This is a genomic window from Diaphorobacter sp. LR2014-1, from assembly GCF_002916785.1.
Taxonomy (GTDB): Bacteria; Pseudomonadota; Gammaproteobacteria; order Burkholderiales; family Burkholderiaceae_C; genus Diaphorobacter; species Diaphorobacter nitroreducens.
In genome coordinates this window covers 38,196-64,306 of the sequence record NZ_MTBE01000017.1, presented here as the reverse complement: position 1 = coordinate 64,306, position 26,111 = coordinate 38,196, and the positions used below count along the sequence as shown (strand labels likewise).

General features: G+C 64.1%; 23 protein-coding genes and 2 tRNA genes. 3 read left to right on the top strand and 22 right to left on the bottom strand.

The window, feature by feature from the left end; all coding sequences use genetic code 11:
* Nucleotides 1-49 precede the first annotated feature (49 nt).
* The 11 genes from typA to rnr form a co-directional block, all read right to left on the bottom strand.
* Entirely contained in the window at nt 50-1,879 is a 1,830-nt protein-coding gene (gene typA, locus BV908_RS12920; RefSeq protein WP_011805753.1) for a translational GTPase TypA, read from the bottom strand.
* Nucleotides 1,876-2,877: a tRNA pseudouridine(55) synthase TruB gene (truB, locus tag BV908_RS12915; protein ID WP_011805754.1), complete on the bottom strand. Its 1,002-nt coding sequence runs from the start codon at nt 2,875-2,877 to the stop codon at nt 1,876-1,878. The genes typA and truB overlap by 4 nt, the downstream gene beginning before the upstream one ends.
* Entirely contained in the window at nt 2,874-3,251 is a 378-nt protein-coding gene (rbfA, locus tag BV908_RS12910; protein ID WP_011805755.1) for a 30S ribosome-binding factor RbfA, read from the bottom strand. The genes truB and rbfA overlap by 4 nt, the downstream gene beginning before the upstream one ends.
* Before the next feature lie 12 nt (nt 3,252-3,263).
* Nucleotides 3,264-6,095: a translation initiation factor IF-2 gene (gene infB, locus BV908_RS12905; RefSeq protein WP_103738366.1), complete on the bottom strand. Its 2,832-nt coding sequence runs from the start codon at nt 6,093-6,095 to the stop codon at nt 3,264-3,266.
* Between the two features lie 24 nt (nt 6,096-6,119).
* Entirely contained in the window at nt 6,120-7,604 is a 1,485-nt protein-coding gene (nusA, locus tag BV908_RS12900) for a transcription termination factor NusA (protein ID WP_047350559.1), read from the bottom strand.
* Nucleotides 7,605-7,673: 69 nt separating this feature from the next.
* Nucleotides 7,674-8,267 carry a ribosome maturation factor RimP gene (rimP, locus tag BV908_RS12895; RefSeq protein ID WP_047350597.1) on the bottom strand — a complete coding sequence of 198 codons (594 nt, stop codon included), beginning with the start codon at nt 8,265-8,267 and terminating at the stop codon, nt 7,674-7,676.
* 189 nt (nt 8,268-8,456) lie between these two features.
* Nucleotides 8,457-8,846, bottom strand: coding sequence for a thioredoxin domain-containing protein (locus BV908_RS12890; protein ID WP_103738370.1), 390 nt, complete (start codon nt 8,844-8,846; stop codon nt 8,457-8,459).
* A 10-nt stretch (nt 8,847-8,856) separates the two neighbouring features.
* Complete coding sequence (locus BV908_RS12885) at nt 8,857-10,131, bottom strand: cytochrome c (protein ID WP_103738365.1); 1,275 nt, start codon at nt 10,129-10,131, stop codon at nt 8,857-8,859.
* Complete coding sequence (locus BV908_RS12880) at nt 10,128-10,814, bottom strand: cytochrome c4 (RefSeq protein WP_210434026.1); 687 nt, start codon at nt 10,812-10,814, stop codon at nt 10,128-10,130. The genes BV908_RS12885 and BV908_RS12880 overlap by 4 nt, the downstream gene beginning before the upstream one ends.
* 43 nt (nt 10,815-10,857) lie before the next feature.
* Nucleotides 10,858-11,613 (bottom strand): SDR family oxidoreductase, encoded by a 756-nt coding sequence (locus BV908_RS12875; RefSeq protein WP_041838809.1) that lies wholly within the window; start codon nt 11,611-11,613, stop codon nt 10,858-10,860.
* Nucleotides 11,614-11,654: 41 nt separating this feature from the next.
* Nucleotides 11,655-13,949: a ribonuclease R gene (gene rnr, locus BV908_RS12870; RefSeq protein ID WP_103738364.1), complete on the bottom strand. Its 2,295-nt coding sequence runs from the start codon at nt 13,947-13,949 to the stop codon at nt 11,655-11,657.
* A 19-nt stretch (nt 13,950-13,968) separates the two neighbouring features.
* Between rnr and BV908_RS12865 the strand changes: the two genes are divergently transcribed.
* The 3 genes from BV908_RS12865 to BV908_RS12855 all read left to right on the top strand — a co-directional run bounded on the left by BV908_RS12865 (nt 13,969) and on the right by BV908_RS12855 (nt 14,810).
* Nucleotides 13,969-14,053, top strand: a tRNA-Leu gene (locus BV908_RS12865).
* Between the two features lie 180 nt (nt 14,054-14,233).
* Nucleotides 14,234-14,318, top strand: a tRNA-Leu gene (locus tag BV908_RS12860).
* Nucleotides 14,319-14,435: 117 nt separating this feature from the next.
* Nucleotides 14,436-14,810 (top strand): hypothetical protein, encoded by a 375-nt coding sequence (locus BV908_RS12855; protein ID WP_103738363.1) that lies wholly within the window; start codon nt 14,436-14,438, stop codon nt 14,808-14,810.
* 57 nt (nt 14,811-14,867) lie between these two features.
* Here the strand turns inward: BV908_RS12855 and BV908_RS12850 are convergent, their stop codons facing one another.
* From BV908_RS12850 to BV908_RS12800, 11 genes are all read right to left on the bottom strand, one after another.
* Nucleotides 14,868-15,650 (bottom strand): RNA methyltransferase, encoded by a 783-nt coding sequence (locus tag BV908_RS12850; protein ID WP_011805765.1) that lies wholly within the window; start codon nt 15,648-15,650, stop codon nt 14,868-14,870.
* A gap of 30 nt (nt 15,651-15,680) precedes the next feature.
* On the bottom strand, nt 15,681-16,310 hold the full coding sequence (gene rnhB / locus BV908_RS12845; protein ID WP_011805766.1) for a ribonuclease HII: 630 nt from the start codon (nt 16,308-16,310) through the stop codon (nt 15,681-15,683).
* A complete protein-coding gene (gene lpxB, locus BV908_RS12840; RefSeq protein ID WP_103738362.1) occupies nt 16,285-17,442 on the bottom strand; it encodes a lipid-A-disaccharide synthase in 1,158 nt (385 codons plus the stop codon). Before lpxB ends, rnhB begins: the two co-directional genes overlap by 26 nt.
* Before the next feature lie 15 nt (nt 17,443-17,457).
* Nucleotides 17,458-18,249, bottom strand: a complete 792-nt coding sequence (lpxA, locus tag BV908_RS12835) for an acyl-ACP--UDP-N-acetylglucosamine O-acyltransferase (RefSeq protein WP_011805768.1) — start codon at nt 18,247-18,249, stop codon at nt 17,458-17,460.
* 17 nt (nt 18,250-18,266) lie between these two features.
* Nucleotides 18,267-18,707 (bottom strand): 3-hydroxyacyl-ACP dehydratase FabZ, encoded by a 441-nt coding sequence (gene fabZ / locus BV908_RS12830; protein ID WP_011805769.1) that lies wholly within the window; start codon nt 18,705-18,707, stop codon nt 18,267-18,269.
* Nucleotides 18,708-18,722: 15 nt separating this feature from the next.
* Entirely contained in the window at nt 18,723-19,703 is a 981-nt protein-coding gene (gene lpxD, locus BV908_RS12825; RefSeq protein ID WP_047351155.1) for a UDP-3-O-(3-hydroxymyristoyl)glucosamine N-acyltransferase, read from the bottom strand.
* 24 nt (nt 19,704-19,727) lie between these two features.
* Nucleotides 19,728-20,249 (bottom strand): OmpH family outer membrane protein, encoded by a 522-nt coding sequence (locus tag BV908_RS12820; protein ID WP_047351154.1) that lies wholly within the window; start codon nt 20,247-20,249, stop codon nt 19,728-19,730.
* On the bottom strand, nt 20,249-22,546 hold the full coding sequence (gene bamA / locus BV908_RS12815) for an outer membrane protein assembly factor BamA (protein ID WP_015912869.1): 2,298 nt from the start codon (nt 22,544-22,546) through the stop codon (nt 20,249-20,251). Before bamA ends, BV908_RS12820 begins: the two co-directional genes overlap by 1 nt.
* A gap of 45 nt (nt 22,547-22,591) precedes the next feature.
* Nucleotides 22,592-23,956 (bottom strand): RIP metalloprotease RseP, encoded by a 1,365-nt coding sequence (rseP, locus tag BV908_RS12810; protein ID WP_103738361.1) that lies wholly within the window; start codon nt 23,954-23,956, stop codon nt 22,592-22,594.
* 119 nt (nt 23,957-24,075) lie between these two features.
* A complete protein-coding gene (gene ispC, locus BV908_RS12805; protein WP_103738360.1) occupies nt 24,076-25,248 on the bottom strand; it encodes a 1-deoxy-D-xylulose-5-phosphate reductoisomerase in 1,173 nt (390 codons plus the stop codon).
* Entirely contained in the window at nt 25,245-26,099 is an 855-nt protein-coding gene (locus tag BV908_RS12800) for a phosphatidate cytidylyltransferase (protein ID WP_103738359.1), read from the bottom strand. The genes ispC and BV908_RS12800 overlap by 4 nt, the downstream gene beginning before the upstream one ends.
* Between the last annotated feature and the right edge of the window lie 12 nt (nt 26,100-26,111).

Genomic DNA, 26,111 nt, shown 5'->3' with positions numbered 1-26,111 from the left:
GCCTTGGCTGCCGCAGCCAAGCCGGTTCAGGCAGAACAGGCCTTGCCGATCACGCGCCTTCGCGGCTGGCGCGCTTGCGCTCGTGCTCCTTAAGGTGGCGCTTGCGCAGGCGAATGCTCTTGGGCGTGATCTCCACCAGTTCATCGTCCTCGATGAACTCCACACCGTACTCCAGCGTGAGGTCGATCGGGGGCGTGATCTTGATCGCGTCTTCCTTGCCGCTCACGCGGAAGTTGGTGAGCTGCTTGGTACGCGTGGCGTTCACCACCAGGTCGTTGTCGCGGTTGTGCACGCCGACGATCATGCCTTCGTACACCGGGTCGCCTGCCTTCACGAACATGCGGCCACGGTCGTCGAGCTTGCCCAGGGCGTAGGTGAAAATTTCACCATCGTCCATGGAAATCAGAACGCCGTTCTTGCGGCCGCCAATGTCGCCCTTATGCGGCTCATAGCTGTCGAAGATGTTGCTGATGAGGCCCGAGCCGCGCGTCAGGTTCAGGAATTCGTTGGTGAAACCGATCAGGCCACGGGCCGGGATGCGGTACTCCAGGCGCACGCGGCCACGGCCGTCAGGCTCCATGTTCACCAGTTCACCCTTGCGCTCGCCGAGGGCCTGCATCACACCGCCTTGGTGCCCTTCCTCGATATCAGCGGTCACCAGTTCGATAGGCTCGCAGCGCTCGCCGTCGATGTCGCGGTACACCACACGCGGCTTGGAGACGGCCAACTCGTAGCCTTCACGGCGCATTTCTTCCAGCAGGATGGTCAGGTGCAGTTCGCCGCGGCCGGACACCTCGAAGATGCCGTCCTCGTCGGTTTCCTTGACGCGCAGGGCCACGTTGGAACGCAGCTCCTTCTGCAGACGGTCCCAGATCTGGCGGCTGGTCACGAACTTGCCTTCACGGCCCGCCAGCGGCGAGGTGTTCACGCAGAAGTTCATCGTCAGCGTGGGCTCGTCGATCTTCAGCATGGGCAGCGGCTGGGGGTTGGCGGGGTCGGTGAGGGTCTCGCCGATACCCACGTTCTCGATGCCGTTGATGAGCACGATCTCGCTGGGGCCGGCTTCGCTCACCTGCACGCGGTCCAGGCCCTGGAACTGGTGGATCTGGTTCACGCGGCCCTTGTAGCTGGCGCCATCGGGGCCAGCCATGACCAGCACGTCCTGCCCGGCCTTGAGCGTACCCTGGGTGATGCGACCCACGCCAATGCGGCCCACGAAGGTGGAATAGTCCAGCGCCGATACCTGCATCTGCAGGGGTGCCGTGGCGTCACCCTTCACGGACGGCACATGCTTGAGGATGGTCTCGAACAGCGCCGACATGTCGGGGCCCCATTGCTCGCCGGGGTTGCCCTGCTCCAGGGAGCTCCAGCCGTTGATGCCCGAGGCGTAGACCACGGGAAAGTCCAGTTGCTCGTCGGTGGCGCCCAGCTTGTCGAACAGATCGAAAGCGGCGTTCACCACGTAGTCGGGGCGCGCGCCGGGCTTGTCCACCTTGTTGACCACCACGATGGGCTTGAGGCCCAGCGCCAACGCCTTCTTGGTCACGAAGCGCGTCTGGGGCATGGGGCCTTCCTGCGCGTCGATCAGCAGCACCACGCCGTCCACCATCGACAGTGCACGCTCCACCTCGCCGCCGAAGTCCGCGTGGCCGGGCGTGTCCAGGATGTTGATGTGCGTGCCGTTCCAGCTCACGGCGCAGTTCTTCGCCAGGATGGTGATGCCGCGCTCGCGCTCGATGGCGTTGCTGTCCATCACGGTGTCCACGACCTTCTCGTGCTCGGCGAAGGTGCCGGACTGGCGCAGCAGTTGGTCCACCATCGTGGTCTTGCCATGGTCGACGTGGGCGATGATGGCGATGTTGCGGATTTGTTTGCTCATAGCGTAGTTGCTTCCAATGTGCCGCGTTCAGCCCGCGGCGAGCTCTCCAGAATCTGTTGAATTTCAAGGGGGCTGAGCAGCCGGTCTGGAATCAGCTCTCCTCCCCGCACATGCCCGACCCCCAGCAGCACGCGCGGGCGCGCCCCGAACACGGCCACGGCGGGCGCGTCGGGCCAGGGGCCGCGCCGGCGCATGCCCGAGAGGAAACGCCCGGCATTGTCATCGTCCAGCGTGACAGCCGTGTGCTGCGCCAGCAAGGTCTCCACCGGGTGCACGCAGGCCATGCGCGCATCCTCGTCCATGGCCTGCAGCGCCTCCAGCGTCACGCATCGCTCCACGCCGATACCGCCCGTGTCGATACGGCGCAGGAACGTGAGATGCGCGCCGCAGCCCAGCGCCTGGCCGATGTCTTCGCCCAGGGTGCGGATGTAGGTACCTTTGCTGCAGGTCACTACTATTTTAATAGCTGGTTGCGCTTGCTCCGTATGCGTTAGCGCCAGTTTCAATGCATGGATCGTGACATCACGCGCCTCGCGCTCCACGGCAATGCCGGCACGCGCGTACTCGTACAGCGCCTTGCCGTCTTTCTTGAGCGCGCTGTGCATGGGCGGCACCTGGCGGATGGGGCCAGTGAACTGCGCCTGTACCGCCGCCAGCCGCTCGGGTGTGAGCATGGCCGGATCGACCGCGCACTGCGCCAGCACCTGACCCTCGGCGTCACCGGTGGTTGTGGTGGTACCCAACAGTGCGACGGCTTCATAGGTCTTGGGCGCTTCCAGCTGCAACTGGCTGAACTTGGTGGCGGCACCAAAGCACAGCGGCAGCACGCCACTGGCCAGCGGGTCCAGCGTGCCCGTGTGGCCAGCCTTCTCGGCGCGCAGCAGCCACTTCACCTTCTGCAAGGCGTCATTGCTGGACAGGCCCAGGGGTTTGTCGAGCAGCAGCACTCCGTGCACCGGGCGCCGCTGCACCCGGATGCGGGGAGCGCGTTCGGTCATGCTGCGTCGTCGTCTTTGGAACGAGAGGCCACCGCGCGCGCGATCAGCGCATTCATGTCGGCCGCCTTCTCGGTGGTGCGGTCGTACACGAAGTGCAGCGTGGGCACGGTGTGGATGTGCAGGCGCTTGAACAGGCCGTTGCGTAGAAAGCCAGCCGCCTGGTTCAAGGCCTCCTCGGAGGCCTCACCATCACCGATGAGCACACTGAAGAACACCTTGGCGTGCGCATAGTCCGGCGTCACCTCGACCCCTTGCAGCGTCACCATGCCGATCCGCGGATCCTTGAGATCGCGGATCAGCTCGGTGAGGTCGCGCTGGATCTGATCCGCGACCTTGAAGCCGCGGTTGGGGGAAGAGGATTTCTTGGCAGCCATGTCGTACGGCCCTTACAGCGTGCGTGCGATTTCCTTGATCTCGAAGAACTCCAGCTGATCACCTTCCTTGATGTCGTTGTAGTTCTTGAGCTTGATACCGCACTCGAAGCCTTCCTTGACTTCCTTGACGTCGTCCTTCATGCGGCGCACCGATTCCACATCGCCCGTGTAGATGACGATGTTGTCGCGCAGCAGGCGGAACTTGCAGTTGCGCGTGACCTGGCCCGACGTGATGTACGAACCCGCCACGGTACCGATCTTGGAGGCCACGAACACGGTACGGATCTCGGCCGTGCCGATGGCTTCCTCGCGCTGTTCGGGCGCCAGCATGCCGGACATCGCTGCCTTCACTTCATCCACGGCGTCGTAGATGATGTTGTAGTAGCGGATGTCCACGTCGTTGCCTTCGGCCGTTTTGCGGGCCTGCGCATCGGCGCGCACGTTGAAGCCAATGACGATGGCCTTGGAGGCGATCGCCAGGTTGACGTCCGACTCGCTGATGCCGCCCACGCCGGAGTACACGATCTGCACGCGGATCTCTTCGGTGGAGAGCTTGAGCAGCGAAGCCGCCAGCGCCTCCTGGGAGCCCTGCACGTCCGCCTTGATGATCAGCGGCAGGGTCTGCACCTCGCCCGCCCCCATCTCGGCAAACATGTTCTCCAGCTTGGCCGCTTGCTGCTTGGCCAGCTTGGTGTTGCGGAACTTGCCAGCGCGGTACGTCGCGATCTCGCGGGCGCGGCGTTCGTCCTGCAGCACCATGAAGTCGTCGCCCGCCTGGGGCACTTCGTTCAGGCCTTGGATCTCCACCGGGATCGACGGGCCGGCTTCCTTGGTCTGCTTGCCGTCTTCGTCCAGCATGGCGCGCACGCGGCCGAAAGTCTGGCCTGCAAGCACCACATCGCCCACCTTGAGCGTACCGGACTGCACCAGCACGGTGGCCACGGACCCGCGGCCCTTGTCCAGCTGGGCCTCGATGACGATACCCTTGGCAGCCGCATCGACGGGAGCCTTGAGTTCCAGCACCTCGGCCTGCAGCAGAACCTGCTCCAGCAGAGCATCAATGCCCATTCCCGTCTTGGACGACACGGCCACGAACGGCGAATCGCCGCCATATTCTTCAGGCACCACCTGCTCGCCCACCAGTTCCTGCTTGACGCGCTCGATGTTGGCCTCGGGCTTGTCTGCCTTGGTAAGCGCCACCACGATGGGAACACCAGCCGCCTTCGCGTGCTTGATGGCTTCCTTGGTCTGGGGCATCACGCCGTCGTCTGCCGCACACACCAGAATCACGATGTCGGTGGCCTGGGCGCCGCGCGCACGCATGGCCGTGAAGGCCTCGTGGCCCGGCGTGTCCAGGAACGTGACGATACCGCGTGGCGTCTCCACATGGTAGGCGCCGATGTGCTGGGTAATGCCGCCAGCTTCGCCAGAGGCCACCTTGCTGCGCCGGATGTAATCCAGCAGCGAGGTCTTGCCGTGGTCCACGTGGCCCATCACCGTCACCACGGGGGCGCGGGACAGTTGTTCGGCATCCTGGCTGGACACTTCCTCGGCGGTGAAGGCTTCCGGATCATCCAGAGCGGCCACCTTCGCGGTGTGGCCCATTTCCTCCACCACGATCATGGCGGTGTCCTGGTCCAGCGGCTGGTTGATGGTGACCATCTGGCCCATCTTCATGAGCGACTTGATCACTTCGGAAGCCTTGATGGCCATCTTGTGCGCCAACTCGGCCACCGTGATGGTCTCGGGCACATAGACCTCGAGCACGCGGAACTCTGTGGCTGCCTGCTGCTGGCGCTGGTCGTCGCGGTCATTGCCGCGGCGGCCGCGGGGGCCGCCACGCCAGTTGTTGCGCCCCACGCCGCCACTGCTGTCGCCGCGGGTCTTGATTTCCTTCTTCTTGGTCGTGTCGTTGGCCCAGCTGGACGACAGCTTGGCCGACTTGACCTCCTTGCCGGCCCCGCCTGGCGCCGATGGCGCAGCGGTGCGCGCGCCCGTGCCGGAACCGGTGGCGGGTTTGTGCAGCGTACCCTTCTTGGCTTCCCCGGAAGCTCCCGCCTTGGCGGCAGGCTTGGGTTCCTCGGGCTTCTTCGCCACGAGCACCTTCTTGGGGGCAGCCATCATTGCGCGAATGGCCTCGGCCTCGGCAAGCGCCTTGCGGCGGCGCTCGTCCAGGTCGGCCGCACGCGCGGTTTCTTCCGCCGCGCGTGCCTTGGATTCTTCATCGGCCTTTGCCCGGGCATCGGCCTGCGCCTTCGCACGTTCTTCGGCCTCCACGGCAGCTTCGCGCTGCGCCTCGGCACGCTCCGCAGACTCCTGCGCCTTCTTTTCCGCCTGCTGGGCGGCATAGGCGGCAGCGCGTTCTTCGGCTTCGCGCTCGCGGCGCTCGCGCTCTTCACGCTCGCGGCGTGTCAAGGCCAACTCTTCCTCCTGGCGGCGAATCAGCTCTGCCTGACGGCGCGCCTCTTCCTCGCGGCGCACGAGCTCGAGATCCTCCGCCGAAGGAACGGATTCAGTCGCATCGGAAGGCGCGTCGACACTGTCGTCACGCTTGATGAAAGTACGCTTCTTACGCACTTCGACCTGGATCGTGCGTGCCTTGCCAGAAGCGTCGGCCTGCTTGATCTCGCTGGTGGACTTCTTGACCAGGGTGATCTTTTTGCGGTCACCCCCCGCAGTGCCATGACTGGCCTGCAGGTGGGCCAGCAGCTTTTGCTTGTCGGCTTCGTTTAGAACGTCCGACGGCGACGCCTTGACCACACCGGCGGACTTCAATTGGTCCAGCAAGGTTTCAGGCGATTTCTTGAGCTCTGCAGCGAACTCAGCAACAGTGTTACTCGACATATTGTGTTCGAACCTCCCTGACCCTTACTCTTGCCCCGTGAACCAGTGCTCGCGCGCCTTCATGATCAAGGCGGTCGCATCTTCGGCAGACTGGCCGGTCAGCTCGGTCAGTTCGTCAATGGCCAAATCGGCCAGGTCGTCACGCGTATGCACGCCGCCTTCCGCCAACTTGGCGATCAGTTCGGGCGTTAAACCTTCGAGGTCACGCAGGTCTTGCGATACGCTTTCCACGCTTTCTTCACGAACGATTTCCATGGTGAGCAGCGCATCCTTGGCGCGTGCGCGCAGTTCGTTCACCGTGTCCTCGTCGAAGCTCTCGATCTCCAGCATTTCCTGCAGCGGCACATAGGCCACTTCCTCGAGGCTGGCAAAGCCCTCCTCGATCAGGATGTTGGCGATCTCCTCATCCACATCCAGCTTCTCCATGAACAGGCGACGCGCGGCATCGGTTTCATTGGCCTGCTTCTGCGCGGATTCGGCCGCATCCATGATGTTGATCTTCCAGCCCGTGAGGTCGGACGCCAGGCGCACGTTCTGGCCGCCGCGCCCGATGGCGATGGCGAGGTTTTCCTCGTCCACCACGACGTCCATGGCATGCTTCTCTTCGTCGACCACGATGGAGGTCACGTTGGCCGGAGCAAGCGCGCCGATCACGAACTGCGCAGGGTCATCGGACCACAGCACGATGTCCACGCGCTCCCCCGCAAGTTCGTTGGTCACGGCGTTCACACGCGTTCCGCGCACGCCCACGCAGGTGCCGATGGGGTCCACGCGCTTGTCATGGCTGAGCACAGCGATCTTTGCGCGGCTGCCGGGGTCACGGGCACAGCTTTTGATCTCCAGCAGGCCCTGCTCGATCTCGGGCACCTCGTTGCGGAACAACTCGATCATGAACTCCGGCGCGGAGCGCGAGAGGATGATGGGTGCTCCGCGCAGCGTGAGGTCCACATCCATGATCAGGGCGCGCACACGGTCTCCATTGCGCAGGTTTTCCTTCGGGATCATCTCGCCGCGACGCAGGCGCCCTTCCACCCGGCCGCTCTCGACGATGATGTCGCCCTTGTCCATGCGTTTCACCGTGCCGGTGAAAATTTTCTCGCCGCGTGACATGAAATCGTTGAGCAGCATCTCGCGTTCGGCATCGCGGATCTTCTGCAGGATCACCTGCTTGGCCGCCATGGCCCCGATGCGGCCGATCGGTACCGACTCGACGGCTTCCTCGATGTACTCCCCCACCTCGATATCGGCCACCCGTTCGCGGGCATCCATCAGCAGCTCTTCGGCGTCGGGGTTCTGCAATCCGGCATCGTCGGGCACCACCAGCCAACGACGGAAAGTCTCGTATTCGCCGCTGTCGCGATCAATCGACACGCGGATGTCCACTTCACCCTGGTAGAGCTTCTTCGTGGCCTGTGCCAGAGCAGACTCCACAGCGCCCAGGACCACATCGCGCTCCACGTTCTTTTCGCGCGAAATGGCTTCTACCAACATCAACAACTCGCGATTCATGCGACGGCTCTCCTGTTTCTCAATTCCTGACGAACTGCCCGTTCAGAGGACAGTCCGGTTATGCAACCTTCAGCCCGGCTCTCCGGGCTTGATCCCTCGTCCTTTGAAATCCACGATCGGCGCAAGCCGCGCCTCGCGCAACTCATCCAAAGTGAAACCAAGGGCCTGCAAAGGCGCTGGCACGCGCTTCTTGCTGATGCGCTGCCCCGGCTTCACGGGCGGCTCATCGCTCCAGACAATCTGCCAACCGCCCGAATCGGCATGCTCGAGCGTTCCCCGGAATTTCTTGCGGTTGGCATGCACTTGCCCTCCCGCCGCAGCGCCCATGGGCTGCTTGAGGGTGATGTCGATCACCTCGCCCTCGAAACGCTTGAAGTCCGCCTCGTTGCGCAACAAGCGATCGATCCCAGGGGATGAGACTTCCAACCGCGTGTAGTCCACCCCCTCCACCTCCAGCGCGAACTGCAGCTGACGGGTGACCTTTTCACAATCCTCTACGGTAATGAATTGCTCGACGCCTACGGCAGCGGACACCTCATCCGTGGGCGGCACCCAAACCAGGTCAATGGTAATGCGCAGCAACCCTCCGGCGGAGCGCTCAATCTCCACCAGGTCATAACCCAGCCCGGCCACGGTTTGTTCAACGATTTGCTGCAATGCCACGTGCGTGCGCTCTATCCAATTCCAAGTGATGGCCCCACCGGGGCCGGCAAGGCTGCAAAAACCAAAATCAAACGCCCAAAAAAAAAGGGCGGTAAGTACCCGCCCGTTTTGGTCGTGAAGCCAGTATTGTAGCCAATATGCGAGCCACCTGCAAAGATCAAAGGCACGTATCTTGCATTCGGGCGGGAATCAACCCTGGCGGCTTGACCGTATCCTCTCAAAAAGGTCCTGCGCTGTGCTGTCCATCGTGGCTACTTGGGAAGCCTGCTGCAAGCTTTGAAGCATGCGCCCCAACACTGTGGCCTGAGGCAATAGGGGTCCCAGAAACCGTGCAGCCCTCCCATCGGCAATCAAGACAGTAGGAAAAGTCTCTACATCCAGGTCGCCGACCACTTCTTCCTCATCCTCCACATCCACCCATTCAAAGCGCATTTGCGGCCAAGCGCGCGCAGTTTGCTCGAAGGCTTGACGGTATTCACGGCATACACCGCACCATTGTGCGCACAGGCACACGACCCACCACTGCGGCGTTGCGCTGGCATGTGAAGCAGCATCCGGCAAAAAGGCTTCGGAGCCCATGAGAAGTTCCTTAAGAATCACGCCCCTCACGGGCCCGATGGACATCGATCGTATCGACCCTGGAAGCCGCATTACCCCAGGCGTTGCGAATATATGAAAGCACATCCGCCACTTCTGCGTCACTCAAACGCTGCAGGAATGGCGGCATGCCATGGGGTTGCGGATTACCCCCGGTGGCTGGCAGATACCCGCCCTGCAGCACCATATGCACCAGATTGACAGGATTTTCCAGCATCACCGCCCGATTGCCTGCCAGCGGAGGAAAGGCCTCAGGATCGCCCTGGCCCTCGCCTCCATGGCACTGCACGCATTGACGCTCGTACGTGGCCCGCCCACGCTGCATCGATGCAGGTGAAGGGGGCCGCCGAGGCGCGGCGACCTTGTCCGTTGGCGGCAGCGCTTGCAGATAGTCCGCCATCGCTTGCAGATCGGCATCGCTCAAATACTGAAGGCTGTGGTAGACCACCTCCGCCATGGGGCCGGATACCGCGGCCCGGGGTGAGCGCCCCGCCCCCAGGAGCATGACCACATCCTGCCTGGGCCATTCCGCCACACCTCCTTCATTCGAGGTGTTGAGCGCTGGGGCGTACCAGCCTGCCGCCATCCCCCCGCTCAAACGCCCGTCTGTAGATACCGCCCCCATCGCGTTGCGCTGCGAATGGCATGCAGCACAGTGCCCGAGCCCCTGCACGAGATAGGCGCCTCGATTCCATTCCGCAGAGCGGGACGGTACGGGCTCGAATACACCAGGCCGAAAATACAACGCTCGCCACACTGCCAATGCCGCTTGGGTATTGAACGGGAAGCGCATGCGCGACGGCACGCTGGGTTGCACCACCGGCGGCAAGCTTTGCAAGAAGGCAAAGATGGCATCCGAGTCTTCACGGGTGACGCGCGTATAGCTGGGATAAGGAAAGGCCGGCGAAAGCAGCCTGCCATCGCGCGAACGGCCATTGTGCAGGGCACGCCAGAATTCCGATGCAGACCACGCTCCGATACCCGTTTCCCGGTCGGGTGTCAGGTTGGGGGCGTAAATCACGCCAAAAGGCGTCTCTATCCCACGGCCCCCTGCGAATGCCACGCCTCCCTGCCGGGTGTGGCAGGCGAGGCAGTTACCAGCACGTGCCAAGTACCGGCCTCTGGCAATGTCGAGAGAGGCCGTGGTGGTCACGCGTTCGGCGTGCGGCAGCGGAGCCTCATCCAGCCGGTTCAATACCCAGATCCCTCCCGCAACCAGCGCTACGGAAAGCCCCGCCGTCGCAAGCCTTTTGCGCCAAGCACTCATTGCACCTGCTCCGCGCCAGCCCGCAACGCCGGAGAATCCATGCCGCCACAGGGTATTGGCAGCGGCGCCTTGATTGCCGGCGCCGGTGTGAACCTTGAGGGAACAGGACGGGAGGACAGCCACGCCGCGATGGAACTTATATCGGCAGCGGTCAGTTTGCTGGCGATGCGCGCCATGCAATCTGGCGCATGGGCGCGCCGCAGACCGGTCTGCCAGGCCCCCAACTGGGCGCTCACATAATCGCGAGACAGTCCCAGCAACCCTGGAATGAAAGGCGCGACGCCCGCCAGAGCATCGCCATGGCACTGCACGCAGGCCGGCAATTGGCGGCTCGCATCCCCCCACAGCACAAGCCTCTCTCCCTGCACCAGTGTGGCTGCTGATACAGCTGCAGCCACCGGTGGCGCATAAGGCAGGTCCAATCTTGCGAAGTAGTCCGCCATCTCCCGGAGATAGTCGTCCGTCAGATGCTGCAGCAAGTACGCCATCTGCGGATAGCTGCGCCGGCCATCCCGGAAATTGAGCAGTTGGTTGTGCAGATATCCCGCCGGCTTTCCCGCGATGCGAGGGAAATAACCGTCAGGAGTGGCACGCCCCTGCTTGCCATGGCACGCGGTGCAGGCCTGCACACGCGGCGCCATATCCACGGCCGGCGCGGCGGCCACCGAGGCAGCGAGCAGCATGCACAGCGCCCCTGCCGCGTGCAACAAGGCGCGTATGAATTTCTCAACCACGTCCGACAAAAGGCATTTTGGTCGCCATGACGGTATGGAACAACACATTGGCCTCCAGCGGAAGATTGGCCATGTAAAGCACGGACTGCCCCACGATGTCCACGTCCATCAGAGGTTCCGCCGCAATCTGGCCATTGGCCTGTTGCACGCCCTGCGTCATGCGCTGGGCCAGCTCGGTCTGGGCGTTCCCGACATCGATTTGTCCCACCGCAATATCGTACTTGCGCCCATCGAGAGCCGCTGTCTTTGTCAGGCCCATCACCGCATGCTTGGTGGCGGTGTAGGCAATGGAGTTGGGCCGCGGGGCGTGCGCTGAAATCGAGCCGTTATTGATGATGCGCCCGCCCCGTGGCGACTGCGTCTTCATGACCCGAAAAGCGTTCTGCATGCAAAAGAACATGCCATTGAGGTTGACGTCGACCACCTGCCGCCACTGCTCCACCGCCAGATCCTCCAGCGGCACGGCGGGAGCACTCACGCCCGCATTGTTAAACAACAGATCCACGCGCCCGAACTGAAGCACAGCCCGGTCAAACAGCGTGCGCACCGCAGCGGGGTCGGATACATCGGTGGGAACGGCGAGCGCACGCACCCCACCCTCGGATTCGCCCACGACCTCCTGCAATAGCGACTCACGCCGCCCAGCGAGAACAACGCTCCATCCATCGCGCAGCAGCGCCAAAGCCGCCGCCTTGCCAATCCCTGACCCAGCCCCCGTAACGATGGCCACCTTCGATGCTTTAACCATATGCGACGCTTGTCTCCTGTCCTTCATACCCATCAATCTACTCAACCGCGGGATTTGCGGCCCTTAGAAGGGTTCTTGCCACCTGCCGCTTTTTTGCCGGCCAAGGCCTGCTTATGCGGGCGCCGCCGGCTCCCCTCCTCTCTGCCTTCCCGGGCCGTGGGCACCGAGGCAGATCGACCATCCAAGGCCGCTGCCGAGGAACCGCGTTTCGCGCCATCCCTGGACTTGGGGCCTTTGGTGGAGAAACCGTCGCCGGCTTCGTGCACCAGCCGGAAGTCGATCTTGCGGCCATCGAGGTCGACGCGGCTGACCTGAACACGCACGCGTGCACCAATCGCATAGCGGATACCCGTGCGCTCCCCCCGCAGTTCTTGCCGCGCCTCATCGAACTTGAAGTACTCCCCACCCAGTTCCGTGATGTGCACCAGCCCTTCCACATAGAGGGCATCAAGCGTCACGAAGATGCCGAAGCTCGTCACCGCGCTGACGACACCGCTGTATTCCTCACCCAGATGCTCACGCATGTACTGGCACTTGAGCCATGCTTCCACGTCACGACTGGCCTCGTCCGCACGGCGTTCGTTCGCACTGCAGTGCAGTCCCGCGGCCTCCCACGCCTGCGTCTCCCGGACGCTGATAACGCCACCCGTCTTGGAAGGGCGTGCAGAGGATTCCCCCCCCTTGGAAGCCAGACGCTTGGCCAGCTTGAACTGAGCCCCCCCCGGCGTCGGCAGCGCGGGCAGCACATATTTTGTGCCGCTCAAGATGGACTTGATCACGCGATGCACCAGCAGATCCGGGTAGCGGCGAATAGGACTGGTGAAGTGTGTATAGGCTTCGAATGCCAAACCGAAGTGACCGCTGTTGACAGGCGTGTAGATCGCCTGCTGCATCGAACGCAGCAGCATGGTGTGGATTTGCTGCGCATCCACCCGGTCCTTGGTGGCCTCGGCAATCGCCTGGAATTCTGCCGGCCGCGGGTCGTCCCCGATCGACATGCCAACACCCATGGCTTTGAGATATGCACGCAGGATCTCTTGCTTCTCCGGCGTAGGCCCCTCATGAACGCGATACAGCCCCGCCCGGCCGGCATGACCGATGAAATCGGCGCTGCAGACGTTGGCGGCGAGCATCGCCTCCTCAATCAGGCGGTGCGCCTCGGTGCGTACACGCGGGACGATTTTCTCGATACGGCCATTGTCATCACAGACGATTTGCGTCTCGGTCGTCTCGAAGTCCACGGCGCCGCGCGCCTGCCGCGCGGCCAGCAATGCGCGGTAGACCTCGTAGAGATTGAGCAGGTTGCCCACGCGCTCTTGATGCTTCAGCGCTTCCGGGCCGCGCGTATTGGCCAGCACCGCAGCCACCTCGGTATAGGTAAGCCGCGCGTGGCTGAGCATGACCGCAGGATAGAACTGATAGGCGTGAATTTCACCCTTGGCGGTAACCATCATGTCGCACACCATGCACAGGCGCTCGACATGGGGGTTCAGCGAGCACAGCCCGTTGGAGAGCTTCTCCGGCAGCATGGGGATAACGCGCCGCGGGAAATAAACGCTGGTCGCCCGGTCGTAGGCGTCAATATCGATGGCGCTGCCCGTCTCCACATAGTGGCTCACGTCCGCGATGGCCACGAGCAGGCGCCACCCCTTGGCGCGCCCGATCTTGGCGGGCTCGCAATACACCGCGTCGTCGAAGTCGCGCGCGTCTTCACCATCGATGGTGACCAGGGGGACATCTGTCAGATCAACGCGTCGACGCTTGTCCTGAGCGCGCACCTTGTCCGGCAGCGCCTTCGCCTGGTCAAGGCACGCTTCGGAGAATTCGTGCGGAACCCCGTATTTGCGCACGGCAATTTCCACCTCCATCCCGGGGTCATCTACCTCCCCCAGCACTTCGACCACCCGCCCCACGGGTTGCCCAAACAAAGCCGGCGGCTCGGTCAGTTCCACCACCACGACCTGTCCCGTCGCAGCAGCCCCCGTGGCACCCTTGGGAATCAGCACGTCCTGGCCGTACCGTTTGTCCTCAGGAGCGACCAGCCAGACACCGCTCTCCTGAAGAAGGCGCCCGATGATGGGTTGGGGCGGGCGCTCCAGAATCTCAACCACGCGGCCTTCAGGCCGGCCGCGCCGGTCCTGGCGCGCGATGCGCACGCGCACCCGGTCCTTGTGCAATACCGCCCGCATCTCATTGGCAGGAAGGTAGATGTCAGGCTGGCCGTCATCGCGCAGGACGAAGCCATGCCCGTCGCGGTGTCCCTGGACGGTGCCTTCGATCTCGTCCAGTGAAACTTTGGCGACGGATGATTCAGAGTGATTTTTTTTGATATACAATCTATGACTTTCCTGAAATGCCCAGGTGGCGGAATTGGTAGACGCACTAGTTTCAGGTACTAGCGAGTAACATCGTGGAGGTTCGAGTCCTCTCCTGGGCACCAAGTTTAACGAGAACCCGCCAGGGTTCTGACAGCAAAGGCCACTTCATTTGAAGTGGCCTTTTTTGTTACCCGCGTCTCAACAATGTGGGCGTGTTGGAGCAGCGCGAGGGATACATAAAATTTTTTGAAATGCCGTTCAGGCGAACAAAAAGGCTCCTATAATCTGAGCTTCCCTGAAATGCCCAGGTGGCGGAATTGGTAGACGCACTAGTTTCAGGTACTAGCGAGTAACATCGTGGAGGTTCGAGTCCTCTCCTGGGCACCAAAGACAAGCAAAAGCCGCTGTTTTTTTCAGCGGCTTTTTTGTTTGTAACGCCCCTGCAGGCCCGAGATTCACTGCTGGCGCAGCGAGCCACACAATAAACATTACCGGAGGAGGATCATGAAGCGGCCCACTTTCGCCCTGCTGGGACTGATGCTCACACTAAGCGCCCCGCATGCCCTGGCCCAAGATGCCGTGATCGGCCAGTATGGCCATCATGTGTATGTGATGGTGCCGACCGACAAGGCAGGCAACCGCGCCTATGTGCAGCGCGCCGCGGCGAATGCCTGCGAAGGCAAGAGCCTGTGCCATGCCTCCGTGTGGGCCGAGAGCCTGGACCGCCCCGAAGGCGCGCCGCCCCATCCGCGCTACGAAGAGAACAAGCTGGCGGCATTTCAACGCAACCGCAACGCCGGCGTGGAAGCAAGCCACTCGATCAATTGCCGGCTGTTCGCGCGCGACATCAATGTGCCCTGTCTCGCGGGCACTGAGTAGGCTCTCCCACCCATTAGCCCTACCGCCGGCGGACGCGCGGCCAGGGCCGTGAACGCCTCAGCCAGCCGAGTCGCGCGCCGCAGCGCTGGCATGGAGGCAGATGGCCGCGGCGGCCCCCACGTTGAGCGACTCCTCGCCCCCAGGCTGCGCAATGCGGATGTGGCGCCGCGCACGCTGCTGCAGGGCGGGCGAAACGCCCTGCCCTTCGTGGCCCATGATCCAGCCACACGGCCAGGGCAAGGCTGCGCGATGGAGGAAGTCGCCCTCGTGCGAGCTGGTTGCCAGCAACGGGACCTCCAGCCGGTCGATGTCTGCGGGCGCCAACCCCTCGACCAGCCGCAAGGCGAAATGGGCGCCCATGCCCGCGCGCAGCACCTTGCCACTCCAGAGCGCAGCGGTGCCTTTCAGCGCCGCCACTTGCGTGAACCCGAATGCCGATGCGCTGCGCAGGATGGAGCCCACGTTACCCGCATCCTGCAGGCGGTCGAGCACGACAGTCGGCATCCTGCCGTCCAACCCCTCCGCTTCAGGCAGCGGCAACACAAAACCCATGGGCGCCGGAGATTCCAGAGCACTGATGTCACTCCAGAGCACATCAGCGATCACTACATTTTTTATAGCCGCTCGCGCATATTCAGCGGGCGCTTGGCGCCAAAATGACTCCGAGAACACCGCTACCGCTGGCTTTTGTCCACGCGCCAGCGCAGCGCTGCACAGATGATCTCCCTCCAGCCACACACGGCCCTGCTTGCGGTATGCGGAACTGTCCTGCGACAGGCGGCGCAACTCCTTGAGCAGTGCGTTGTCGCGCGATTGGATGAAAGCAGGCGTGGCGTGCATAGGAAACGCAAAGGGGGATAGCGATCTGACTCAGGCGGCGACGGGCGCCTGCAAGGCGCGCGCCACCGGCGCGAACGAGCGCCGGTGCTGGGGACAGGCCCCATGCACTTCCAGCGCGGCCAGGTGCTCTGCCGTGCCGTAGCCCTTATGGCCGGCAAAGCCATACACCGGGTATTGCTGGTGCAATTGCGCGCACCAGCGGTCGCGCGTGACCTTTGCAAGAATGGAGGCGGCTGAGATCGATGCGACCAGCGCATCGCCCTTGACGATGGCCTCCGCCGGAACGTCCAGCGGCGGCAAGCGATTGCCATCCACCAACACCCGCACCGGCTTCAGCCGCAGCCCCAGCACCGCACGGCGCATGGCCAGCATCGTGGCTTGCAGGATATTGTGTTGATCGATCTCCTCCACCGATGCTTCCGCAATGCTGCAGCACAGCGCCTTGGCGCGGATCTCGTCGTAGAGCTTCTCGCGCCGTGCGGCCGTAAGCACCTTGGAGTCGGCCAGGCCAGCGATGGGCTGCAGGTCGTCCAGGATCACCGCAGCCGCCACCACGGGGCCGGCCAACGGCCCACGCCCGGCCTCATCCACGCCGGCAACGAGGCCGGGCGGATGCCAGTCCAGGGCGGCCTGTTCAAGCAAGGAGGTTCTGGATCGCATGGGCAGCCAGTCGCGGGGTATCGCGCTGCAGATCGTCGTGCAATGCCGTGAAGCGCTGTTCCAGCCGTTGGATACGGGCCGGATCCTGCAACCGCGCGTCCAGCCAGTCCTGGACCGCGGTGGCCAGTGCGTCGGGCGTGGCGGCGTCCTGCAACAGCTCGGGCACCACGAACTCCCTGCACAGGATGTTGGGCAAGCCCACCCAGGGCTGCAACTGCTTGCGGCGCATGAGGCGCCAACTGATCGGATGCATGTGGTAGGAGATGACCATCGGCCGCTTGAACAGCGCGGCCTCCAGCGTGGCGGTGCCACTGGCAATCAGCGTCACGTCGCAGGCCGCGAGCACCGAGTGCGATTGGCCCGTGACGATGGTCAGCGCATCCAGCACCCCGCATTCGCGCGCGATCTGCTCGATACGAGCCCTCAGGGCCGGCACCGCGGGTACTACTATTTTTATAGCTGGTCGCGCTTTTTTGATAAGCGCTGCAGCCTGAAAGAACGGCTTGGCAATGTAGGCCACCTCTGCCGAGCGACTGCCCGGCAGGATGGCCAGCACTTCATCGTGTACCGCCAGGCCGAGCTGTGCGCGCGCAGCCGCCTTGTCGGGCACCCGGGGGATGACACTGGCCAATGGGTGGCCGACATAGGTGGCGGCGACGCCCTGGCGCGCGAGCAGTTCCGGTTCAAACGGAAAGATGCACAGGACATGGTCCGCGCTGGCACGAATCTTCTCGACCCGATCGGCGCGCCACGCCCAGATCGAAGGGCAGACGAAGTGCACCGTCTTTATGCCCGCGGCACGCAGATCCGCCTCCAATCCCAGGTTGAAATCGGGCGCATCCACGCCGATGAAGACGTCGGGCTTGTCCGCCAGCAATCTGGCACGCAGCTGCCGGCGGATCCGCAGAATGCCCAGCAGGCGCCGCACCAGCTCGACGCTGTAGCCGTGCACGGCCAGCCGTTCGCTGGGCCACCAGGCCTGAAAGCCCCGCTCCTGCATGCGCGGCCCGCCGATGCCCATACTGGCCACGGCGGGCCACCGCGCACGCAGGCCGTCCAGTAGCAGGCCGGCCAGCAGGTCGCCGGAGGTTTCGCCAGCCACCATTGCGACGCGGGGAGACTCAGCCACCATGGCGCCAGTGGCGTCTCAGCGCGCGATACCGCGCTGCGACGCGATCACGAAATCACGCAGCAGGGCGATATCGCCTTCCGCCTCGGGATGCGAATGCGGCACGTCGGCCATGGCCGACAGCGCGGCCTCCAGCGTGAGGCCCTGGCGGTACAGCAGGCGGTAGGCCTGCTTGATGCCCGCCATGCGCTGCGCGGAAAAACCCCTCCGGCGCAGCCCTTCCAGGTTCAGCCCGCGCACGGCCAGCGGATTGCCGTCCACCATCATGAAGGGCGGAACATCTTGCGAGATGCGGCTGGCAAAGCCCGCCATGACGTGGGCGCCGATGCGTGAAAACTGGTGCACGCCGGTCAAGCCGCCGATGATGGCCTGGTCACCCACCTGCACATGTCCGGCCAGCGTGGCGTTGTTGGCCAGGATGGTCTGGTTGCCCACCACGCAGTCGTGCGCGATGTGCACATAGGCCATGATCCAGTTGTCGTCCCCGATGGTGGTGACGCCCCGGTCCTGCACGGTGCCGACGTTGAAGGTGCAGAACTCGCGGATCGTATTGCGGTGGCCGATCTCCAAACGCGTGGGCTCGCCCGCGTATTTCTTGTCCTGCGGAGCTGCTCCCAGCGAACTGAACTGGAAGATGCGGTTGTCTTCGCCAATGCGCGTATGGCCCTCGATCACGCAGTGCGCGCCAATCGACGTGCGCGCGCCGATTTGCACGTGGGGGCCGATAACGGCATACGGCCCCACCGTAACAGTAGGGTCCAACTGCGCGGCCGCATCAACGAGGGCCGTGGAATGGATGTTGGGCGCCAAGCGAAATCCTCGGCCCGTCAGGCCACCGTGCGCATGGTGCACATGATCTCGGCCTCGCACGCGACGCTGTCGCCCACGCGCGCGACGCCCTTGAATTTGTAGATGCCGCCCTTGATGCGATCCAGTTCCACGTCGAGGATGAGCTGATCGCCTGGCTCCACGGGGCGCTTGAAGCGCGCACCATCGATACCGACGAAGTAAAAGACCTTGTCGTCGCCCGGCGCCTCACCCATCATGTCGAACGACAGCAAGCCCGCCGCCTGCGCGAGTGCTTCGAGAATCAACACCCCCGGCATCACCGGGCGTGCGGGGAAGTGCCCCGTGAAAAACGGCTCGTTGATGGTCACGTTCTTGATGGCCAGGATGCGCTTGCCGCGTTCGAGCTCATTCACCCGATCCACCAGCAGGAACGGATAGCGGTGGGGCAGGAGTTTGAGAATTTGGTGGATATCCATCATTTTTCTGTGAGCGGCCTAGCCGTCTTTTCGTGTTTGTTCGAGAGCCTTGATGCGTTCACGCAGCCGGTACAGCTGCCGCAGCGTGGCCGCGTTCTTTTCCCACTTCGCATTGTCGTCCATGGGAAACACCCCGGTGTACTGCCCCGGTTGCGTGATCGAGTGCGTCACCACCGTGTTGGTGGAGATGTGCACATTGTCCGCCAACTGCAGGTGCCCCACGATGGACGCGGCCCCTGCAATCGTGCAGTGCGCGCCGATGCGGGTGCTGCCCGCCACCGCGGAACAGCCCGCCATGGCGGTGTGGCGGCCGATGTGCACGTTGTGCGCGATCTGGATCAGGTTGTCGAGCTTGACGCCGTCTTCGATGACCGTGTCGTCGAGCGCTCCGCGGTCGATGCAGGTGTTCGCACCGATCTCCACATCGTTGCCGATGCGCACCGCGCCCAGTTGCTCGATCTTGATCCATTCGCCGCGCTGCTGCGCAAAGCCGAAGCCGTCGGCCCCGATGACCACGCCAGGGTGCAGGATGCAGCGCTCGCCAACCGTGCAACGCTCGCCGACCGTCACCCGCGACTTGAGCACCGTGTGCGCTCCAATCACTGCGCCGCGCTCGACCACGCACAGGGGACCGATGGAGGCCGTCGGGGCCACCTGGGCTTGAGGATCAACCACGGCGCTGGGGTGAATGCCCGCAGGCGCACCTTGGCCATGCGCGCGCACCCACAGCTGCGTCACGTGTGCAAAGTACGTGTAGGGCTGCTCCACAACGATGCAAGCGCCGCGCTCCAAGGCTGCATTGCGCATCGCGGGGGCCACAATGACACAGGCCGCCTGGGAGGCGGCCAGTTGTGACTGGTAGCGCGGATTGCTCAGGAAGGACAGGTCACCCGGGCCGGAGGATTCCAGCGGGGCGATGCGGAGGATTTCGGTATCCCTGTCCCCTCCTTCCAGGCTGCCCCCAAGTGCATCGACGATCTGCCCGAGTCGCAAGCTCACGCGCTACTGCCTCGTGCCGGTGCTTTACTTGCCGCCGTTGGCAGCGTTCATCGCCTTGATCACCTTGTCGGTGATGTCGTGCTTGGGATTGATGTAGACGGCCTCCTGCAGGATCACGTCGTACTTCTCCTGCTCGGCCACCTGCTTGACGACGCGGTTCGCGCGCTCGAGCACCTGGCCCAGTTCCTCGTTCTTGCGCGCGCCCAGGTCCTCCTGGAATTCGCGGCGCTTGCGCTGAAATTCGCGGTCCTGGTCCACCAACTGGCGTTGCCGTGCGGTGCGCTGGCTCTCGGCCATCGTGGGCGCCTCACGCTCGAACTTCTCGGTGGCGGACTTGAGCGAATTGCCCATGTCCACCAGTTCTTTCTCCCGGCGGGAGAACTCCTGCTCCAGCTTGGCCTGCGCCGCCTTGGCGGTGTTGGCTTCGCGGAAGATGCGGTCGGTATTCACAAAGCCGGCCTTGAACTCCTGTGCCTGTGCAGGCACGGCGGCAGCCAGGGAGCCCAACAGGACGACCAGGGGAATGTGGCGGGAAAGGGATTTCATTAGAAAGACGTTCCGATCTGGAATTGCAGTTTCTGGATTTTATCGCCGGCGAACTTGCGCACCGGTTGCGCGATGGCGATACGTAGCGGGCCCAGCGGGGAAATCCAGCTCAGGCCCAGACCAGCCGAGACGCGCATGTCGCCCAGCTCCCAGCTCTCATCCTCGCCGTACACGTTGCCCGCGTCCACGAAAGTGAACCAGCGCAGCGTGCGGTCGTTGCCGGCGCCGGGGAACGGCGCGATGAGTTCGGCATTCAGCGTGATCTTCTTGGGGCCGCCCAGCGACGCACCGGTCACGTCCCGCGGACCCAGTGTACCCTGGTCGAAGCCGCGCACCGAGCCCAGGCCGCCGGAGTAGAAATTCTTGAACACCGGGAAGGGACGGCCATTCATGCCCTTGCCTAAGCCCAACTCGCCGTTGAAGGCGATGGTGAACTGCTTGTTCAAGGGAATGTACTGCTGGTATTGGTAGTTGGCTCGCACATAGCGCGCATCGCCGGCCACGGACCATTCGGAGTTCAGGCGCTGGTACCGCCCGGAGTTCGGTGCCAACGCACTGTCACGGTCATCGCGCGACCAGCCAATGGTGAGCGGCACGGATAGGCTGGTTTCACCAAACTGCTGCGCATAGGCGAGGTAGGCGGCGGGGATATTGGTACCGGCCTTGATGCGCGTCTGCTCCACTCCCCCCCCGAAGAACACGGTGTCGGTCTCGCTGAAGGGTACGCCCAAGCGCACACTGGTGCCCGCGGTGACCAACTCATAGTTGCCGCCCTGGTCTTCATAGGGCTTGGCCGTGCGGTAGTACACGTCGAAGGTACGGGAGATGCCATCCTGCGTGAAGTACGGATCGGTGGTGGAAAACACCAGCGTGCGACGGTACTTGCTGGTGTTGACGTCCACGCCAAGGTAGTTGCCTGAACCGAAGACGTTCTCCTGCTTGATGGCAAACGACACCGAGACCTTCTCGGCGCTGGAAAAGCCCGCCCCCAGTTGCAGCGAGCCCGTAGGCTTCTCGGCCACGTTCACCACCAGGTCCACCTGGTCGGGCGCGCCCGGCACCTCCTGGGTTTCCACATTCACCTCAGTGAAATAGCCCAGGCGGTCCACGCGGTCGCGCGACAGCTTGATCTTGTCGCCGTCGTACCAGGAGGCTTCAAACTGGCGGAATTCGCGGCGGATGACTTCGTCGCGCGTGCGGTTGTTGCCGCTCACGTTGATCCGGCGCACATAGGCGCGGCGCGAGGGCTCTGCGCGCAGCACCAGGGCCACGCGGTTGTTCTCGCGATCGATCTCGGGCACGGCCTCCACACGCGCGAAGGCAAAGCCGAAGTTGCCGAAGTGGTCAGTGAAAGCCTTGGTGGTTTCGGCCACCTTATCGGCGTTGTAGGGCTCGCCGGGGCGGATGGTGATGAGCGACTTGAACTCGTCATCGCGGTCCAGGTAGTTGCCTTCCAACTTCACCCCTGAAACCACATAGCTCTGGCCTTCGTTCACGTTGACGGTGATCGAGATGTCCTGCTTGTCGGGCGAGATTGCCACCTGCGTGGACTCGATGCGGAACTCCAGGAAGCCGCGCGCCAGATAGTACGAGCGCAGCGTCTCCAGGTCTGCATTGAGCTTGGCGCGCGAATAGCGGTTGGATTTGGTGTACCAGCTCATCCAGCCGCCCGTGTCCTGGTCGAACAGCCCCTTGAGCGTGGATTCGCTGAAGGCCTTGTTGCCGACGATGCGGATTTCCTTGATCTTGGCGGGCTCGCCCTCGGTGACGGTGAAGGTGAGGTTGACACGGTTGCGCTCAATCGGCGTGACGGTGGTCACCACCTCCGCGCCGTACAGGCTGCGGTTGATGTACTGGCGCTTGAGTTCCTGCTCGGCGCGGTCGGCCAAGGCCTTGTCGAAGGGGCGCCCCTCGGTCAAACCCACGTCGCGCATGGCCTTCTTGAGGGTGTCCTTGTCGAACTCCTTGGTGCCGGCGAAATCCACGTCGGCGATGGTCGGGCGCTCTTCCACCACCACCACCAGCACGTTGCCGGAAGCCTCCAGGCGCACGTCCTTGAACAGGCCAAGGGCAAACAGCGCGCGGATGGCTGCTGCACCCTTGTCGTCGTTGTACTCGTCACCCACGCGCAGCGGCAACGACGCGAAGATGGTGCCCGGCTCCACACGTTGCAGGCCTTCCACACGGATGTCCTGCACCTTGAACGGCGCCAGCGCCCATGCGGCTTGGGAGGCAAAAACCATGGCTGCGAGGGCGGATGCCGTACGCACGCCCAGGCGATTGATATGTTTTCTCATGGATGAAGCTGGAGCCGACAGTGCAGCGCAACGGCGGCGAAAAGGTTAGCCAAAAAGCCGGGTGAGGTCGTTGAACAGGGCGATGGACATCATGAGGAGAAGCACCGCGACGCCTGTGCGCTGCAGCCGCTCCATCCAGGCTTCGGACACGCCCCGTCCCGTCACCCCCTCCCAAAGATAATACATCAGGTGCCCCCCATCCAATACGGGCAGCGGAAGCAGGTTCAGCACTCCCAGGCTCACGCTGATGAGTGCGAGGAAGCTGAGGTACTGGGTCAGCCCCATGCTGGCGGAACGGCCTGCGTAATCGGCGATGGTCAGCGGCCCGCTGAGGTTCTTGAGCGAAGCCTCACCGATCACCATGCGGCCCATCATGCGCAGCGTGAGGACCGACACCTCCCATGTGCGCACCGTGCCTTTCCAGAGCCCTTCCAAGGGGCCGTAATGCACGTTCACCATCTCGGGCGGCGCGCCCACATAGGCGCCGACGCGTCCCACGGCGCCGCCCGCCTCCTGTGCCACTTCGGGCGTGACTTCCAGGTCGCGCGGCTGACCGTCGCGCTCGATGCGCCAGACCTGCGTGAGCGGCTGGCCCGCCTGCACGGACGCGCGTATCAGCTCGCGCAGTTGCGCGCCATCCACCACCGCCGCACTGCCCAGGCGCAGAACCACATCGCCAGCGCGCAGCCCCGCACGCGCAGCCGCGCCGCCTGGCACGACCTCACCCAGCACGGGACGCGTCCAGGGCGCGGTGATGCCGATGCGGCGATACAGCTGCACATCGGCCTCGCGCACGTCCAGCTGATCTAAGCGCAACAGCACCTCGCGCGGCGTCGTTCCGCGCTCAGGCTGCAGCAGCAGCCGCACGTTCTGCCCGTCCAGCGCGCCGCGCGTGAGCGTCCAACGCAGGTCTTCGAACGAGCGCACGGGCTCGAAATCGCCCTCGCCCAGCCCGGCGGACACCACCAGTTCGCCGCCGCGCAGGCCCGCCTGCTCGGCCACCGAGCCCGCTACAGGGCTGGCCAGGTAGGCCTTGGGCTCGTCCACGCCGCTCCAGTTGACGGCGGCATACAACAACACCGCCAGGAGCAGATTGGCCAGCGGCCCCGCGGCAACGATGGCGGCGCGCGAACGCAGGGGCTGGGTATTGAAGGCCAGGTGGCGTTCATGCGGCTCGACGGGCGCCTCGCGCTCGTCCAGCATGCGCACGTACCCTCCCAGCGGAAAGGCGCCGATGACGAATTCCGTGGGTGAGCCCTTGGGCTGCCAACGCAGCAAAGGCTTGCCAAAGCCGACCGAGAAGCGGAGGACCTTGACACCGCAGGCCACCGCCACGCGGTAATGGCCGTACTCGTGCACGGCGATCAGCACGCCCAACGCGACGATGAAGGCAACGACAGTCAACAGCATGCCTGGGGTTTCCTACAAAAATCAGAGCGCCTTGCGCTTATCCAGCAATGGTTTGAATATAAAACGCACCTGCAACCCTTATGTGACAATCGCAAAACGCTCACCTTTTAAGAGCATCCTCACAAGCGCACCATCAACTCCGCGGACCGCGCACGCGTGCGCGCATCCAGCGCCAGCAGTGCGTCCAGCGAGTCCGGGTTGGACGGTTCGACGGCTTCCAAAGTTGCAAGGTTGAGCGCATGGATCTGGTCGAAACGTATGCGCTGCTCCAGGAAAGCCGCCACTGCCATCTCGTTGGCGGCATTGAGCACGGCCGTGGTGCCGGGCGCCGCGCGCAACGCCTGCCAGGACAGGTGCAGCCCGGGAAAGCGCGTGGCATCCGCTTCTTCGAAGGTCAGCGCCGCCAGTTGCGTGAAATCCAGGGGTGCCGCGCCGCTTTCCACCCGCTCGGGCCAGGCCAGGCCACAGGCGATGGGCACGCGCATATCGGGCGTGCCCAACTGGGCAATGATGGACGCGTCCACGAATTGCACCATGGAGTGGATGATCTGCTGCGGGTGGATGACCACCTTGATCTGCTCGGGCGCCAGGTTGAACAGCCAGCGCGCCTCGATCACCTCCAGCGCCTTGTTCATCATCGTGGCCGAGTCGATGGAAATCTTGCGGCCCATCGAGAAGTTGGGATGCGCGCAGGCCTGCGCCGGCGTCACGTCGCGCAGCGTGGCCGGGTCGCGCGTGCGAAACGGCCCGCCCGACGCGGTGAGCAGCACGTGGTCCACGCGCCGCGGCCAGGTGGCGGGGTCTTCGGGCAGGCTCTGGAAGATGGCGGAATGCTCGCTGTCGATGGGCAGCAGCGTGGCGCCGCCTTCGCGCACCGCGGCCATGAACACCTCGCCCCCGACGACCAGCGCCTCCTTGTTGGCCAGCAGCAGGCGCTTGCCCGCACGCGCGGCCGCCAGGCACGGCGCCAGGCCCGCCGCGCCCACGATGGCCGCCATGACCGCGTCCACCTCTTCGTGCGAGGCAATGGCTTGCAGCGCATCGGGTGTTTGCAGCACCTCGGTGGGCAAGCCACTCTGCTGCAGTTTGTCTGCCAGCTGCCGCGCATGCGCACTGCTGGCCATCACGGCATAGCGCGGACGGAACTGCGCGCATTGCGCCAGCATCAGGTCCACCTGCGTGGCCGCGCTCAGCGCAAAGACTTCGTAGCGATCGGGGTGGCGTGCCACCACGTCGAGGGTGCTGGTGCCGATGGATCCCGTGGAACCCAGCACCGTGAGACGTTGTTTCATGCGGATGCGAAATGAGAAAGCATCATGGCCAGGGGCAGCGTGGGCAGCAGCGCATCAATGCGGTCCAGTACGCCGCCGTGACCGGGCAGCAGGCCGCTGCTGTCCTTGACACCGGCGCTGCGCTTGATGAGCGACTCCACCAGGTCACCTACCACGCTCATGGCGGCCATGAACAATGCGCCAACGACCAGCAGCCATACGCCCTGGGCTGCCAGGCGTGAGTACAGGCTGGGCACGCTGGCCTGCCAGGCCCCATCGGCCGCGGTCCAGGCCGCGGCCAGCACCAGCACACCCAGCATGCCACCCCACACCCCTTCCCAGCTCTTGCCGGGGCTGATAGAGGGAGCCAGCTTGTTGCGCGTGAAGCGCAGGCCAAAAGCGCGGCCGGCAAAGTAGGCAAAGATATCGGCCGCCCACACCAGGGTCAGAACCGACAGAAGGAAATTGACCCCCACCACGCGCGCCTGGGCCACGGCCAGCCAGGCCATCCACAGCGCCAGCACGCCGCCGGCCACGCGCAGCCCGCGCGGCAGCTGCGGCCAGCCGGCCACGCCCACGCGCAGCAAGGCGGCCCCACCCAGCACCCAGGCAGCGCCGCCCACCAGCCACAGCCAGGGCAGCGGCTGGTGCAGCCAGCCCGCGGCCCACCCGAGGCCGCACAGCACTACACACGCCGCCCCCAGGCCGATGCTGGCGCCGCCGCCGAGACCGTTGAGCCGACCCCATTCCCACGCCGCCGCAGCCATCATGACCAGCGTCACCACGGCAAAGGGCACGAACGAGGGATAGAACAATGCCGGCAGCAGAATGGCCAGCAGGACCAACGCGGTGATGACACGTTGCTTGAGCATCCAGGCCCCTTC

Excerpts from the sequence above, each read along its gene's own strand:
- typA (WP_011805753.1), bottom strand. The coding sequence starts at position 1,879 with ATGAGCAAACAAATCCGCAACATCGCCATCATCGCCCACGTCGACCAT.
- truB (WP_011805754.1), bottom strand. The coding sequence starts at position 2,877 with ATGACCGAACGCGCTCCCCGCATCCGGGTGCAGCGGCGCCCGGTGCAC.
- rbfA (WP_011805755.1), bottom strand. The coding sequence starts at position 3,251 with ATGGCTGCCAAGAAATCCTCTTCCCCCAACCGCGGCTTCAAGGTCGCG.
- infB (WP_103738366.1), bottom strand. The coding sequence starts at position 6,095 with ATGTCGAGTAACACTGTTGCTGAGTTCGCTGCAGAGCTCAAGAAATCG.
- nusA (WP_047350559.1), bottom strand. The coding sequence starts at position 7,604 with ATGAATCGCGAGTTGTTGATGTTGGTAGAAGCCATTTCGCGCGAAAAG.
- BV908_RS12890 (WP_103738370.1), bottom strand. The coding sequence starts at position 8,846 with ATGGGCTCCGAAGCCTTTTTGCCGGATGCTGCTTCACATGCCAGCGCA.
- BV908_RS12885 (WP_103738365.1), bottom strand. The coding sequence starts at position 10,131 with ATGAGTGCTTGGCGCAAAAGGCTTGCGACGGCGGGGCTTTCCGTAGCG.
- BV908_RS12880 (WP_210434026.1), bottom strand. The coding sequence starts at position 10,814 with ATGCTGCTCGCTGCCTCGGTGGCCGCCGCGCCGGCCGTGGATATGGCG.
- BV908_RS12875 (WP_041838809.1), bottom strand. The coding sequence starts at position 11,613 with ATGGTTAAAGCATCGAAGGTGGCCATCGTTACGGGGGCTGGGTCAGGG.
- BV908_RS12855 (WP_103738363.1), top strand. The coding sequence starts at position 14,436 with ATGAAGCGGCCCACTTTCGCCCTGCTGGGACTGATGCTCACACTAAGC.
- BV908_RS12850 (WP_011805765.1), bottom strand. The coding sequence starts at position 15,650 with ATGCACGCCACGCCTGCTTTCATCCAATCGCGCGACAACGCACTGCTC.
- rnhB (WP_011805766.1), bottom strand. The coding sequence starts at position 16,310 with ATGCGATCCAGAACCTCCTTGCTTGAACAGGCCGCCCTGGACTGGCAT.
- lpxB (WP_103738362.1), bottom strand. The coding sequence starts at position 17,442 with ATGGTGGCTGAGTCTCCCCGCGTCGCAATGGTGGCTGGCGAAACCTCC.
- fabZ (WP_011805769.1), bottom strand. The coding sequence starts at position 18,707 with ATGATGGATATCCACCAAATTCTCAAACTCCTGCCCCACCGCTATCCG.
- BV908_RS12820 (WP_047351154.1), bottom strand. The coding sequence starts at position 20,249 with ATGAAATCCCTTTCCCGCCACATTCCCCTGGTCGTCCTGTTGGGCTCC.
- bamA (WP_015912869.1), bottom strand. The coding sequence starts at position 22,546 with ATGAGAAAACATATCAATCGCCTGGGCGTGCGTACGGCATCCGCCCTC.
- rseP (WP_103738361.1), bottom strand. The coding sequence starts at position 23,956 with ATGCTGTTGACTGTCGTTGCCTTCATCGTCGCGTTGGGCGTGCTGATC.
- ispC (WP_103738360.1), bottom strand. The coding sequence starts at position 25,248 with ATGAAACAACGTCTCACGGTGCTGGGTTCCACGGGATCCATCGGCACC.
- BV908_RS12800 (WP_103738359.1), bottom strand. The coding sequence starts at position 26,099 with ATGCTCAAGCAACGTGTCATCACCGCGTTGGTCCTGCTGGCCATTCTG.